Annotated in this window: 11 protein-coding genes and 3 pseudogenes; 7 read left to right on the top strand and 7 right to left on the bottom strand. The window is 74.5% G+C overall.

Translation table 11 applies throughout. The features are described from left to right. The 3 genes and pseudogenes from B0E53_RS24785 to B0E53_RS24775 all read right to left on the bottom strand — a co-directional run. Positions 1–196 (bottom strand): annotated as a pseudogene (locus B0E53_RS24785) (hypothetical protein); the annotation flags it as partial. Positions 197–204: 8 nt separating this feature from the next. Further along, positions 205–558: a DoxX family protein gene (locus B0E53_RS24780; RefSeq protein ID WP_107078250.1), complete on the bottom strand. Its 354-nt coding sequence runs from the start codon at positions 556–558 to the stop codon at positions 205–207. A gap of 29 nt (positions 559–587) precedes the next feature. Continuing rightward, positions 588–1,019 (bottom strand): type II 3-dehydroquinate dehydratase, encoded by a 432-nt coding sequence (locus B0E53_RS24775; protein WP_107078249.1) that lies wholly within the window; start codon positions 1,017–1,019, stop codon positions 588–590. A gap of 441 nt (positions 1,020–1,460) precedes the next feature. On the opposite strand from B0E53_RS24775, the gene B0E53_RS24770 reads away from it, so the two are divergent. Then, positions 1,461–1,958 carry a DinB family protein gene (locus B0E53_RS24770; RefSeq protein ID WP_107078248.1) on the top strand — a complete coding sequence of 166 codons (498 nt, stop codon included), beginning with the start codon at positions 1,461–1,463 and terminating at the stop codon, positions 1,956–1,958. A 25-nt stretch (positions 1,959–1,983) separates the two neighbouring features. On the opposite strand, the gene B0E53_RS24765 is transcribed toward B0E53_RS24770, so the two are convergent. Beyond that, positions 1,984–3,123 carry an FAD-dependent monooxygenase gene (locus B0E53_RS24765; protein ID WP_107078247.1) on the bottom strand — a complete coding sequence of 380 codons (1,140 nt, stop codon included), beginning with the start codon at positions 3,121–3,123 and terminating at the stop codon, positions 1,984–1,986. Positions 3,124–3,153: 30 nt separating this feature from the next. Here B0E53_RS24765 and B0E53_RS24760 point away from each other — a divergent pair, with 30 nt between their 5' ends. Beyond that, positions 3,154–3,879: a TetR/AcrR family transcriptional regulator gene (locus B0E53_RS24760; RefSeq protein WP_168215399.1), complete on the top strand. Its 726-nt coding sequence runs from the start codon at positions 3,154–3,156 to the stop codon at positions 3,877–3,879. Between the two features lie 109 nt (positions 3,880–3,988). On the opposite strand, the gene B0E53_RS24755 is transcribed toward B0E53_RS24760, so the two are convergent. Continuing rightward, positions 3,989–5,413 carry a carboxyl transferase domain-containing protein gene (locus B0E53_RS24755; RefSeq protein ID WP_107078246.1) on the bottom strand — a complete coding sequence of 475 codons (1,425 nt, stop codon included), beginning with the start codon at positions 5,411–5,413 and terminating at the stop codon, positions 3,989–3,991. A 350-nt stretch (positions 5,414–5,763) separates the two neighbouring features. Here B0E53_RS24755 and B0E53_RS24750 point away from each other — a divergent pair, with 350 nt between their 5' ends. The 5 genes and pseudogenes from B0E53_RS24750 (at position 5,764) to B0E53_RS24730 (ending at position 11,465) form a co-directional block, all read left to right on the top strand. Continuing rightward, a complete protein-coding gene (locus tag B0E53_RS24750; RefSeq protein WP_107078245.1) occupies positions 5,764–6,927 on the top strand; it encodes a DegT/DnrJ/EryC1/StrS family aminotransferase in 1,164 nt (387 codons plus the stop codon). Further along, on the top strand, positions 6,924–8,045 hold the full coding sequence (locus B0E53_RS24745) for a Gfo/Idh/MocA family oxidoreductase (RefSeq protein ID WP_107078244.1): 1,122 nt from the start codon (positions 6,924–6,926) through the stop codon (positions 8,043–8,045). Before B0E53_RS24750 ends, B0E53_RS24745 begins: the two co-directional genes overlap by 4 nt. Positions 8,046–8,081: 36 nt before the next feature. Further along, on the top strand, positions 8,082–8,771 hold the full coding sequence (locus tag B0E53_RS24740; RefSeq protein WP_107078243.1) for an HAD-IA family hydrolase: 690 nt from the start codon (positions 8,082–8,084) through the stop codon (positions 8,769–8,771). Between the two features lie 95 nt (positions 8,772–8,866). After that, positions 8,867–10,003 (top strand): annotated as a pseudogene (locus B0E53_RS24735) (helix-turn-helix transcriptional regulator); the annotation flags it as partial. A 286-nt stretch (positions 10,004–10,289) separates the two neighbouring features. Continuing rightward, the gene (locus B0E53_RS24730) at positions 10,290–11,465 is read left to right on the top strand and encodes a helix-turn-helix transcriptional regulator (protein WP_107078242.1); all 1,176 of its coding nucleotides are present in this window, start codon (positions 10,290–10,292) and stop codon (positions 11,463–11,465) included. Between the two features lies 1 nt (position 11,466). Here the strand turns inward: B0E53_RS24730 and B0E53_RS24725 are convergent, their stop codons facing one another. Together B0E53_RS24725 and B0E53_RS24720 are read right to left on the bottom strand one after the other, a co-directional pair. Then, entirely contained in the window at positions 11,467–12,483 is a 1,017-nt protein-coding gene (locus B0E53_RS24725) for a 3-dehydroquinate synthase family protein (RefSeq protein ID WP_107078241.1), read from the bottom strand. Next, a pseudogene (locus B0E53_RS24720) lies at positions 12,480–12,995 on the bottom strand (hypothetical protein); the annotation flags it as partial. The pseudogene B0E53_RS24720 and the gene B0E53_RS24725, both read right to left, overlap by 4 nt.

Genomic DNA, 12,995 nt, shown 5'->3' with positions numbered 1-12,995 from the left:
CACCGACCGGTCCCCAGGCCGCGCGCAGCGCGCTCACCTCGCCGTCCAGCGCGGCCAGGTCGGCGTCCGCGTCGGCCCGCGCCGGCCAGGTGAAGGTGCGCTCGTACGCGGGCCGGTCGGCCGCCTCGGCGCGCAGCGCGACCTTGGTGCCGCCGATGTCGACGCCGAGCACCCCGGCGTCCGGCCCGCCCGTCACGCCGGCGCTCAGTTGTCCAGGACGTGCAGGACGGCGAGCGCGGCGGCGGCGAGGGCGAACACCAGCGGCACCACGGTCATCGGGAAGGGGTCCCGGGCCCGGAGGTGGAAGCCGACCGCGCCGAGCAGCAGCAGGACCACGCCGACCGCGGCGGCGACGCCGAGCGGCCACCAGAGCAGCCCGAGCAGCAGCCCGGCCACGGCGGCGGCCTCCAGGACGCCGATCACCCGGGTCCGCCCGGCCGAGACGCCGAGATGGGACATCCGCTCCCGCATCCCGGCCTGGCCGACGAGCTTCGGCACGGCCACGCCGAGCAGGACGGAGGCCAGGATGATGCTGAGCGAGAAGATCGGAACGCGCACGGGGGTTGTCCTCAATGGTCGGGGGCGGGTCAGGGAACGGTGGCGACGAGCGCGCGGGCGGCCAGCCGGTAGCCCAGCGCACCGAGGCCGACGATCACCCCGCTGGCCAGCGGGGCGAGCACCGACTCGTGCCGGAAGCTCTCCCGGGCCCACACGTTGGACAGGTGGACCTCCATCCAGGGCCGGGGGTAGTTGGCCAGCGCGTCGCGCAGGCTCCAACCGGCGATCATCAGCGCACCGGGATTGATGATCGCACCCACCGTGTCGTAACTGTCCTGGATGGTACGGATGAGTTCGCCCTCGCAGTCGTGCTGCCGGGCGATGACCCGCCAGCCCCGGCCGGCGACCTCCTCGCCGACGGCCCGCTCGATGTCCCGCACCGTGTCGGTGCCGTAGATCTCCGGCTCCCGGCGGCCGAGGATGCCCAGGTTCGGGCCGTTCAGCAGGAGCACGTCGGACACGGTCCACCTCGCGCGGAGCGGCCCCGTACCGGCGGGACCGACGACAGTCTTCGGAGTATCGGCCCGGCGGACGGGCCGGCCACCGGAAACAGGGGCGGGGTAGGGGCCGGGATAGGGGGCCGTCCGGTCGTCGGGATGTCACCGTCGCCGGTCAGCCTGGCGGAGCATCGCGTCGGTCTCGGGGTCGGGCATGAGCTCCCGGACCTCCTGCGCGCAGCGGCAGGAGACGGCGATCTTGGCAGCCCACTCCAGCGCCTCCTCGCGTCATGCCATGGCTCCTTGTCCCGGCGGCCTCCTCCGGCCGCCTCTCACGTGTTCTACGAACGACCCGGCCCGGATCCGACGCTGTGCCAGAGAAGGTTTTCACCGGACCTCCGCCGCTCGGCGCCTGCGGACGTCATGGCTGGTTGCTCCTGGCGGACGGTCTGGGATGCTTCGCCCATGCCTTCCTACCCGCCCACCTTCGCCGACCAGGTCGTCGCACAGCCAGCCCGTGCCCAGTTCGAGGCGTTCCTCGACGAGCACCGCGGCGCGCTCAACGGCTGCTTGGACGGGCTGACAGAGGAACAGGTGCGCCGATCGTTGGTGGCCTCCCGGACCACGCTGCTGGGTCTTGTGAAGCACGCGACCTTCGTCGAGAAGGTCTGGTTTGACGAGGCCGTCACGTGCCGGTCGCGCGCCGAGATCGGCATCCCTGCGACGTCAGAGGAGTCGTTCATCCTCGGTGACGACGACACGATCGCCACCGTGCAGCGCGCACACCGCGAAGCCTGCGAAGCCGCACGCCGTGCGACGTCATCCCTGGGTCTGGACGACATCCTTCACGGGCACCGGCGGGGCCCTCTTCCGCTGCGGTGGGTGTACCTCCACGTGTTGCGCGAGCTCGCCCAGCACTGTGGGCACGCAGACATCCTTCGCGAGCAGCTCGTCAACGAGTAGTGCGCGGACGTCCATCCATGCCGCGTCACGAGGTGTGGCCGGCTTCGGCCGGGCCAGGCGTGGGGGCTCGCGGCGCGAAGAAGCGGATGATGTCGTCGGCCGCGGTGGGGGACAGCATCATTGCCTGGACTCGTGCGGACATCTCGGCGATCGGGTGGATCCTGGTGAACATCGCCTCCTCGTACGTCCGGATCGCCGAGTCGGGGTCGGCGGGGTTGGTGGCGAGTTCGGCGGCGAGTTCGGCGGCGTCGAGCATGGCTTGGTTGGCGCCCTCGCCGACCGGCGGCATGAGGTGCGCGGCGTCACCGATGAGGGTGATGCCCGGCTGGGGGGTCCAGCGTGCACCGGTGGGCATCGCCTCGATCCTGCGTGGGGCGGGCGGGCTGTCGGCGGCTTCGATGAGTGCGGTGAGGCTGGGGTCCCAGCCATCGAACATGTCCAGCAGAGCGCGCCTGCTGCGGTAGGTGTCCAGGTGGCGATCGTCCGCTGGTAGGGAGATCCCGACTCGGATGCCGCCGTCGCCGAGGCGTTGCGCTGCCAGGATCTGGTTCACGCCGATGCACCAGAGGTTTCCGGGGCCGACCAACTCGGCGAGATCCGGGTGGCGCCGGTCGGCGTCGCTGATGCTCAGCTCCACCAAGGTGGCCACGGACGACAGTGTCGCGTCGGTCAGCAGCGATCGGACGACCGAGCGTGCGCCGTCCGCGCCGATGAGGACGTCGCAGTCGGCGCTGCGGCCGCCATCGAACGTCAGCCCGAAGCCTCCGTCCGGTCGTGGCGTCGCCGCGACGAGCCGGTGCTGCCAGGCCACCGCGTCGCCCGGGAGCGAATCGAGCAGGAGATCACGCAGTGCGCCGCGGTCGATCTCGGGGCGTCCGGAGAACGAGCCGGGTTGTGGCTTGTGGTGCACGAGGGTGCGTCCGGCCGGGTCGAGGATGCGATGTTCCTCGCCCTCCGGCCGTGCCTCCGACCGGAACCGGCCGGCGAGGCCCGCATCGGCCAGGGCCCGTTGCCCGGACTCCGGGTGCAGGTCGAGCGAACCGCCCTGTGGTCGCGCGGATCGGCTTGCCTCGCGTTCGTACACCACCGCGCCGATGCCGTGCCGGTGCAGGATTCGGGCCAGCGTCAGGCCGCCGAGGCCACCACCGGCGATCGCAATTCGCATCAACGTCTCCGTTACCGTACGCTGTATCTTATGGATACGGCGTACGGTAGCGCACCGCTGCCCGTGTGGGAACGGCCCGAGCCCCAGCCGCGGGCGGCGCCGGTGCCGCTGAACCGCGCGAAGATCGCCGCCACCGCGATCCGGATCGCCGACGCACACGGTCTCGACGGGCTGTCGGTCCGCAAGATCGCCAAAGAGCTCGGTGTCGGCCCGATGCGGCTCTACGACTACGTGATCAACAGATCCGAACTGCTCGATCTGATGGTGGACGCCGTTTATGCCCAGATCGCCGAGGCTGGCCGGCACTCCGAGTGGCGCGCCACGGTCCTGGCCATCGTTCACCGGACCCGCGCGGCCGCTCTTGATCATGAGTGGTTCGTCGACCTGCTCGGCGGAAGGCCACACCTAGGCCCTCACGCGCTCGCCGTGGGCGAATCGACCGCGGCGGCGCTCAGTCAGGCCCCTGGCGTGCGCGGTATCGACGATCTCCAGCGGGCCGTGGGCGCCCTCAACGCGTTCCTCGTCGGAGCGCTCCGCCGGGAGATCACCGAGCGCCGCACCGCCCGTGCAACCGGCACCGACGTGTCCGCCTGGCAGGCCGCCCTCGGGCCCTACCTGACACGCATGCTCGAAACAGGCCGCTACCCCACCGTCGCCCGGCTCGTCACCGACGGCGCCCACCTCGACGCCGAGGAAACCTTCCACCACAACCTGATCGCCATCCTGGACGGCATCACCGGCCATCCCCACACGTGACCACCGCTCGCAGGCCAGTACCGCCTGAACACCGAACGTGGCACTGCCGGCATCGGCTTCGGCCACGGCTGGACGGGCTGGCCGGTGGCGAGTTTCGTAGCGAGGCCGGTCAGAGCGGGATGTTGCCGTGGACGCCCCGGGCGGCCGGTGCCGCCGCGAGGGCCTCGGCGATCCGGTGGCGGGTCTCCTCCGGCTTGATGACGTCGTCGACGACGCCGATCTCCAGGGCGCGGTCGACGCCGCCGGCGACGCGGGTCTGTTCCTCGACGAGGCGGGCGCGCAGGGTCTCGCGTTCGTCGGCGGGGGTGGCCGCGAGGGTCCTGCGGTGCAGGACGTTGACAGCGGCGCCGGCGCCCATGACGGCGATCTCGGCGTGCGGCCAGGCGAAGACCGCGGTGGCGCCGAGGGAGTGTGAGTTCATGGCGATGTAGGCGCCGCCGTAGGCCTTGCGGGTGACCAGGGTGACGCGGGGCACGACGGCTTCGGCGAAGGCGTGCAGGAGCTTCGCGCCGCGCCGGACCACCCCGTCCCATTCCTGGCCTAGCCCGGGCAGGTAGCCGGGCACGTCGACCAGGACGACGAGGGGGACGCCGAGGCTGTCGCACATGCGCACGAAGCGGGCGGCCTTCTCGGCGCTGGCGGCGTCGAGGCAGCCGCCGAGGCGCAGTGGGTTGTTGGCGACGACGCCGACGGTGCGCCCGGCGAAGCGGCCCAGGGTGGTGACGATGTTCGGCGCCCACCGGGGGTGCAGTTCCACGCCCGGTGCGTCGAGCAGCGCCTTGACCACCGGCCGCACGTCGTACGCCCGCCTCGCCTCGGCCGGCATGGGCGCCGCCAGGTCGTGTCCCTCGCCGCAGCCGGTGCGCACGTCGTCCGGGCAGATCCGGCCCTGCCGGCCCAGCAGCGCGGCGAGCCTGCGGGCCTGGGTCAGGGCGGCGTCGTCGTCGGCGCAGGTGAGGTGCGCGACCCCGGAGCGTTTGCCGTGGGTCTCCGGCCCGCCGAGCGTCTCCATGTCGACCTGCTCGCCGGTCACCGAGCGGACGACCTCCGGGCCGGTGACGAAGATGCGGCCGGCGCCGGACATCACCACGATGTCGGTCAGCGCCGGCCCGTACGCGGCACCACCGGCGGCCGGGCCGAGGACCACCGAGATCTGCGGTACCCGCCCCGAGGCGCGGACCATCGCGGCGAAGACCTGCCCGACGGCATCGAGCGCGACCACACCCTCGGCCAGCCGCGCACCCCCGGAGTGCCACAGGCCCAGCACCGGCACCCGCTCCCGCACCGCCGTGTCGATCGCGTCCACGACGTGCCGGCACCCGTCGGCGCCCATGGCGCCGCCCATCCGGGTGGCGTCGGTGGCGAACGCGATCACCGGCGTACCGTCGATCTCGCCGCGCGCCCAGCGCGCGCCCGAGCCGTCCGGTGGTGATGCCGGCCGCAGCGAGCCCGCGTCGAACAGGGCCCGCAGCCGCACCTCCGGATCACGCTGGTCCACCGTCGAGGTGTCGGCGCTGACGACGCTCGTGGTCACTGAACTGCCTCCAAGGCTGGGGAACGCGGACCCGCGCCGGGGCGACGGTCACGTCGCGCGCTCGGCGGTCCGGCCTTCCGCAGTCTTACTACGCGGGACGCCCGCAGGACCCCGCCGGCCGCCCGACTAAGGGGCGGTTAGGGGCCGTTAGGGGAGGTGAGCGGCACGGCGGGTCGGTTAGCGTCCACCGCGAGCCGAGCACGTCACCGCCACCGACGGGGCGTCCGCCGCGAACCGACCGAACGGCACGGGTCCGGCCGTGCGCCCACCCCGAGCCGCGCCGACGGCGCGCCGCCGCGGGGGAGCGACCAGCGAACCGCCGTTCCTTCTGACGCAGGAAGTGGGACATCATGAGTGGTCTGTCGGCGACCCCGCCGGAGTTCCCCGAGTGGCCGCAGTTCGGCGACGAGGAGCGGACCGGGCTGATCCGCGCCCTTGAGCAGGGCCAGTGGTGGCGCGTCGGGGGCAACGAGGTCGACACCTTCGAGGCGGAGTTCGGGGCGTACCACGGCAGCCAGCACGCGCTGGCCGTCACCAACGGCACCCACGCCCTGGAGGTGGCGCTGGAGGTGCTCGGCGTCGGGCCCGGCACCGAGGTGATCGTCCCGGCGTTCACCTTCATCTCCTCGTCGCTGGCCGCGCAGCGGCTCGGCGCGGTGGCCGTGCCGGTCGACGTCGACCTGGACACCTACTGCGTGGACCCGGACGCGGTGGCGGCCGCCATCACCCCGCGGACCCGGGTGGTCATGCCGGTGCACATGGCCGGGCAGTTCGCCGACATGGACGCGCTCGGCAAGATCGCCGCGGACGCCGGGGTGGCGCTGCTCCAGGACGCCGCGCACGCCCATGGCGCGCAGTGGCAGGGCCGGCGGGTCGGCGAACTCGGCTCGGTCGCCGCGTTCAGCTTCCAGAACGGCAAGCTGATGACCGCCGGCGAGGGCGGCGCGGTGCTCTTCCCCGACGAGGAGCTCTACGAGCGGGCCTTCCTCGTGCACAGCTGCGGCCGGCCCCGCACCGACCGCGACTACCTGCACCGCACCACCGGCTCGAACTACCGCATGAACGAGTTCAGCGCCGCCGTGCTGCGTGCCCAGCTGTCCCGGCTGGACGGGCAGATCGCCCTGCGCGAGCAGCGCTGGCCGCTGCTGGCCGGCCTGCTCGCCGAGATCCCCGGGGTGGTGCCGCAGGGCCGCGACGAGCGGGGCGACCGCAACCCGCACTACATGGCGATGTTCCGGATTCCCGGGATCAGCCTGGAGCGCCGCCGGGTCGTGGTGGACGAGCTGATCGCCCGGGGCATCCCCGCCTTCGTCGCGTTCCGCGCGATCTACCGGTGCGACGGGTTCTGGGCGGCCGGCGCCCCGGACGAGACGGTCGAGCAGATCGCCGCCCGCTGCCCGAACGCCGAGCAGATCCACGCCGACTGCGTCTGGCTGCACCACCGCACCCTGCTCGGCACCGAGGAGCAGATGCACCAGATCGCCGCCGCGCTCGCCGACGTCCTGGCCGGATGACCGGCCGGCCGCCGGCCACCGGGCCGGACCGTACCGTCCGGGTCGCGGTGGCCGGCCTCGGCTGGGCCGGACGCCAGATCTGGTTGCCCCGCCTCGCCGAGCACCCCCGGTTCACGGTGACCGCGGTGGTCGACCCCGACGACGCCGCCCGGGACCGGGCCCGGGCCACCCACGGGGTGCCCGACGCGTACGCCGACGTGGCCGACCTGCCCGCTGACGCGGCCGACCTGGTGGTGGTGGCCGTGCCGAACCACCTGCACGCCGCCGTCGCGGCCCGGCTGCTGCGCCGGGGCGTGCCGGTGTTCCTGGAGAAGCCGGTCTGCCTCACCTCCGCCGAGGCGGACGACCTGGCCGACGCCGAGCGCGCCGGCGGGGCGGTGCTGCTGGCCGGCAGCGCGGCCCGCTACCGGGCGGACGTCCGGGCCCTGGTCGACGCGGCCGCCGGCCTGGGGCCCGTCCGGCACGTCGACGTGGCCTGGGTACGCGCCCGCGGGGTGCCCGACGCCGGCGGCTGGTTCACCCGCCGCGACCTCTCCGGCGGCGGCGCCCTAGTCGACCTGGGCTGGCACCTGCTGGACACGGTGCTGCCGCTGCTCGGCCCGGCCCCGATCCTGCACGCGGTCGGCAGTGTCTCCGACGACTTCGTGAACGACGGCGCGGCCCAGGCCGCCTGGCGCGGCACCGCCGTCCACAGTGGTCGTGGTGATGTCGAGGACACCGCCCGCGCCTTCCTGCTCACCGCCGACGGCGCCTCCGCCGCGCTGCACGCCTGCTGGGCCTCGCACGAGGCGCGGGACCGCACCACCATCGCCGTGCACGGCACCCGCGGGTCGGTGACGCTGCGCTGCACGTTCGGTTTCAGCCCCAACCGGGAGCCGACGCCGGAGCTGACCCGGACCCGGGACGGCGAGACCGTCCGGCTGCCGCTGCCCGCCGAACCTGTCGGCGCCGAGTACGACCGCCAGCTCGACGCCCTGCCCGGGCTGCTCGCCGCACCGGCCAGCCGGGGCGTGGCCGCCGCCGACGCCCGCCGCACCATCGACGCCATCGAACGGATCTACCGCTGCGCCCGGCCCACCGCGCCGACCCGCGCGCTGGCGGGAGCCCGCGACCGGTGAGAACCACCGGCGACCTCACTCGCTTCGGGAGCAGCCATGAGCCAGCCGTCGTCCACCGCGGGGGTCACCGTCCGCACGCCACGACCGGGACCGATCCGGGCGGTCGTCTTCGACCTCGACGGCGTCGTGGTCGACAGCTCGGCCGTGATGCGTGAGGCGTTCAGCATCGCGTACGCCGAGGTGGTCGGCGCCGGGCCGGCGCCGTTCGGCGAGTACAACAAGCACATGGGCCGGTACTTCCCGGACATCATGCGGCTGATGGGCCTGCCGCTGGAGATGGAGGAGCCGTTCGTCCGGGAGAGCTACCGGCTGGCCCACCGGGTGCCGCTGTTCCCCGGCGTCAGGGAGACCCTGGAGGCGCTGCACGAGCGGGGTGTCCGCATGGCCATCGCCACCGGCAAGAGCGGTCCGCGCGCCCGGTCCCTGCTCGACCTCCTGGGCGTGCTGAGCCTGTTCGACCACGTGATCGGCTCCGACGAGGTACCCCGGCCGAAGCCCGCGCCGGACATCGTGCTGCGCGCGCTGGACCTGCTCGGCATCCCGCCGCAACAGGCCATGATGGTCGGCGACGCGGTGACCGACCTGACCAGCGGCCGGGACGCCGGGGTGACCACGGTCGCCACCACCTGGCACGGCGGCGACGTGGCGGCCCTGCTCGCCGCCGCCCCCGACCTGGTCGCCCACAAGCCCGAGGAACTCCTCACCCACTGCCCGGCGCGGGCGTAACGCTGCCGGCCACTGCGGTGTACGGTGCGTAGTGGCGGCCGGTCGGATCGGGAGCCAGCCGCCGGGATGCCAGCCCGCCACCTCGGAGCGCTGCCGTGTCACACGTCGATCCGCGCTTCGGCGCCCGGTTGCGGGTCCTGCGCCTCAGCCGTGGACTTTCCCTCAGGGCGCTCGGCCAGCTCGCTCATCGCGGCAAGAGTCACCTGCACGATCTGGAGAGCGGCACCAAGGCACCCACCCCGGACACTGCCGCCCACCTCGACCGGGTTCTCCAGGCCGGTGGCACGCTGGCGTCACTCGTGGCCCAGCCCGTCGACCACGACGCCGAGGCCGAGGACCTGCTCGCCCGGGTCCGGGCCAGCGACGTCAGCGCCGAGACGCTCGCCCGCATTGAGGTGGGAGTCGACGATCTGGCCAGCGCCTACGCCACCACCGCACCGGCCGACCTGCTCCCGTTGGTGCGACGGCACCTGGCGTATGTCGGCCGGCTCCTCGACGGGCGCGGCACGCTCGCCCAGCGCCGACGCCTCGTCGTCGCCGGTGGTTGGCTCACCGTGCTGCGCGCAACCGTGCACGTCGATCTCCAGCACCGATCCGCGGCCGACGCGCACCTCGCCGCCGCCAGCAGGCTCGCCCTGGAGGGCGAACACCCCGAGATCCAGGCGTGGTGCCTGGAGACGCAGGCGTGGCGGTCGCTCATCGAGCACGACCATCGGCGGGCACTGGACCTGTGCGGGCAGGCGCAACGGATCGCGCCCCGAAGCAGTTCCGCGCACATCCAGGCCACCGCGCAGGAGGCCCGGGTGTGGGCTCGCCTGGGTGACGTTCGCCGGACACGGCAGGCCCTCGACCGACTGGGCCGGCTCACCGCGAACCTGCCGGTGCCGGAACGGGCCGAGCACCACTACCGGTACGACCCGACGAAGGCGCTGGCCTACACGGCGACGACGCTGGCGTGGGCCGGTGACCCCGCCGCCGAACAGGCCGCGCGGGTGGCGCTGGCGGAGCTGGACCCGCACGGCGACGGCGGAGACCGCCCGCGCAGGTCCGCGTCGGCCCGCCTCGACCTGGCGCTGGCCCTGGCCGCCGGCCAACCCGACGAGGCCAGTGCGGTCGCCGCCGAGGCGATCAGCGCCGGCCGTGTCGTGCCGTCCAACTGGTGGCGGGCCGGAGAGGTGCTCCGGCGGATCGAACGGACCGGAGCCCCCGAGGCGGCGGCGCTGCGGGAGGTGTACGAGGCGCATCGGCCGGCTGACCGCCACAGCGGACAGTGGCAAGGTCGAGCGGACACCCGTTGGCCTCCGGTAATCGGCATCTCACCCCATGCTGTTGGTCAGAGGGGAATCCAGTGGAGGGTGACCATGGGCGACCAGGACGACCGGGCCTCGGAGAGCACCGGCGAGCAGATCGACGCGGCCGAGCGGGAGGCGGCCCGGCAGCGGCTGCTCGCCCAGGCCGAGGCGGAGCGCATTCCGCCGGCCGAGACGACCCGCGCCGTACCGGACCGGCGGTGGCGCCGTGGACGGTGACGAGCTGCCGCCAGGCCGGCGGGTGGCGCAGTGGCGGGTCCGCCGGCGGCTGACCCAGCAGATGCTGGCCGACCGGTTGGGCAAGTCGAAGAGCTGGGTGGACAAGGTGGAGCGCGGCGCCCGCGCCCTGGACCGCTTCTCGGTCATCCAGGACATCGCCCGGGTGCTGCGGGTCGAGCCGGCGACCCTGCTCGGCCCGGTCACCGGAACGCCGTCGACCGCCGCGGCCCTCGACCTCGAACCGGTCCGGGCCGCGCTGGCCCGGTACGACGTGTTCCGGACGGGCCGCGAAGCCCGGCCGGCGACGGGACCCGACGAGGCGGCGCGGCAGGTGGAGCACGCCTGGCTGACGTACCAGCACGCGCACTATCCGCAGCTGGTGCGGCTCCTGCCCGGACTGCTCGACACCGTCCGCCGGCTGCCCGCCGACCGCCGGCCGGAGCTGCTGGTGCAGGCGTACCGGCTCACCTCGGCGGTGCTCGTGAAGCTCGGGGAGGCCGACCTCGGGTGGCTGGCCGCCGACCGTGCCGTGGCGGTGGCCGGGGACGACCCGCTGCTGGCGGCGACCGCCGCGGTGCCGCTGGCGGCGGCGCTGCGGACGGTGGGCCGGCCCCGGTTGGCCAGGACCGCGGCGCTCACCGCGGCGCGGCGGATAGCGCCCTCGGGAGTCCCCGCCGCCCGGCCGGTGTGCGGGACGCTGCTGCTCCAGGCCGCCCTGGCAGCGGCGGCCGGCGGCGACGACCGGAGCGTGGGGGAACTGCTCGACCGGGCGGCCGGCCTCGCCGCGCGGCTCGGGGTGTTCACCGACCCGCACCGGACCGGGTTCGGGCCGGCCGTGGTCGAGGTGACCGGCGTGGTGGCGGCGGTCGAGCTGGGCGACGCCGGGGGAGCCGTGCGGCGGCACGAGACGGTCGTCCGCAGGACGGGCTGGCAGCGGCTGCCCGTGGAGCAGCGGGCGGCCCACCTGGTGGACGCCGCGCGGGCGTACCTCCAGGTGGGTGACGTGCCGCGGGCGGGCCGGGCGCTGGTCGACGCGGACCGGCTCGCGCCGGGCGAGGTCCGGTGCCGACCGGTGGCCCGTACCGTGATCGAGGCCGTGGCCCGCGGCGGGCCGGCACCGGCGGGCGTCGCGGAACTGGCCGCCCTGGTGGGCCTGACCCGGTGACCTACATCCGGGCCAGGGCGGCGCGGACCGCCTCCTCGGGGACGTCCGCGACCAGTTCCGGGCCGGCCGGGCCGTCGAGCACGAAGGACAGTCCCGACGTGCTCTTCTTGTCCCGCCGCATGAGGGCCAGCAGCTCGTCGTGGTCGACACCGGTGGGGAGCGCGGTGTCGAGGCCGTAGCCGGCCACCACCTCGCGGTGCTCGTCGACCCGCGCGGCGGGGATCCGGCCGAGCAGGCCGGCCAGCCGGCCGGCGAAGACCGTCCCCACGCCGACCGCCTCGCCGTGCCGCAGCCGGAAGTCGGTGGCCCGCTCCAGCGCGTGCCCGAGCGTGTGGCCGTAGTTCAGGATGTGCCGCAGCCCGGCGTCGCGCTCGTCGGCGGCCACCACCCGGGCCTTCAGCGCCACGCAGGCGGTGATCTGCGCGGTGACCGGGCGGCCGCGCAGGTCCCCGGCGCCGATGAAGTGGGCCCGGGCGATCTCGCCGTAGCCGTTGCGCCGCTCCACCTCCGGCAGGGTGGACAGGTGCTCGGTGTCGCAGAGCACCGCGCGGGGCTGCCAGTAGACGCCTACCAGGTTCTTGCCCTCGGGCAGGTTCACCGCGGTCTTCCCGCCGACGCTGGCGTCCACCTGGGCCAGCAGCGAGGTCGGCAGGTGGATGACCGCGACGCCCCGGTGGTAGAGGCCGGCGGCCAGCCCGACCACGTCGGTGGTGGTCCCACCGCCGCAGGAGATCACCGCGTCGGCGCGGGTCAGCCCGAAGTCGGCGAACTCCCGGCAGAGCGCCGCCACGGTGGCCAGGGTCTTGTCGTGCTCCCCGTCGCGAGCCGGCACCACCCGGTGGGGCACCCCCGGGTCGGGCGTCCACTCCGGCGGCCGGGCGGAGACCACCACGGCCCGGCGGGCGCCGATCCGCGCCACCTCCGCCGGCAGGCGGTGGCGCACCCCGGGACCGACCAGCACCGGGTACGCCCGGTCGCCGAGGTCGACCTCGACCCGTTCGGTGTGGCGGACGGTCATGCCGCGGCTCTCCTGCCGGCCGAAGGGGTGCGGAGCTGGGCCAGCCGCAGCGCCATGGCGGCCAGCGAGTCCACCGCCGGGTCGATGCCCCACCGCCGGTGGCTGAGCTGGGCGTGCTCGGCCAGCAGGAACCCGCGCGGCGCGGCGGGGTGGTCCTGGCCGGCCACCTCGGTCACCCGGTCCAGGTAGCGCCGCCAGGCCACCGCCACCCGGCCGGTCAGCGGCAGGTCACCGGCCGCCAGGACGATCTTCTCGGCGCCCGCCTGCGCCTGCGCGGCCAGGTCCCGGCGCTGCGCCCCGGTCAACGACCGGCTGCGGTCCTGCCAGTGCAGGAACAGGAAGGCCGGCCGGTCGGCGGCCGGCACCAGCCCGGACAGGTGCCGCAGGTGCGCCACGGCGAGCGGCAGCTCCACCCCGGCCAGCCAGGGCGGCACGCCACCCAGCAGGGCCAGCGCCAGCTCGCTGCCCGCGTGCGCGAGCGGTCCGCCGCGGGCCGGGTCCCGTGCGGCGTA

The sequence above is a fragment of the Micromonospora sp. MH33 genome, assembly GCF_003013775.1.
GTDB classification, from domain to species: domain Bacteria; phylum Actinomycetota; class Actinomycetes; order Mycobacteriales; family Micromonosporaceae; genus Micromonospora; species Micromonospora fulviviridis.
The sequence above is the reverse complement of the archived record's forward strand: the minus strand, read 5'-3'. Positions and strand labels throughout refer to the sequence as shown.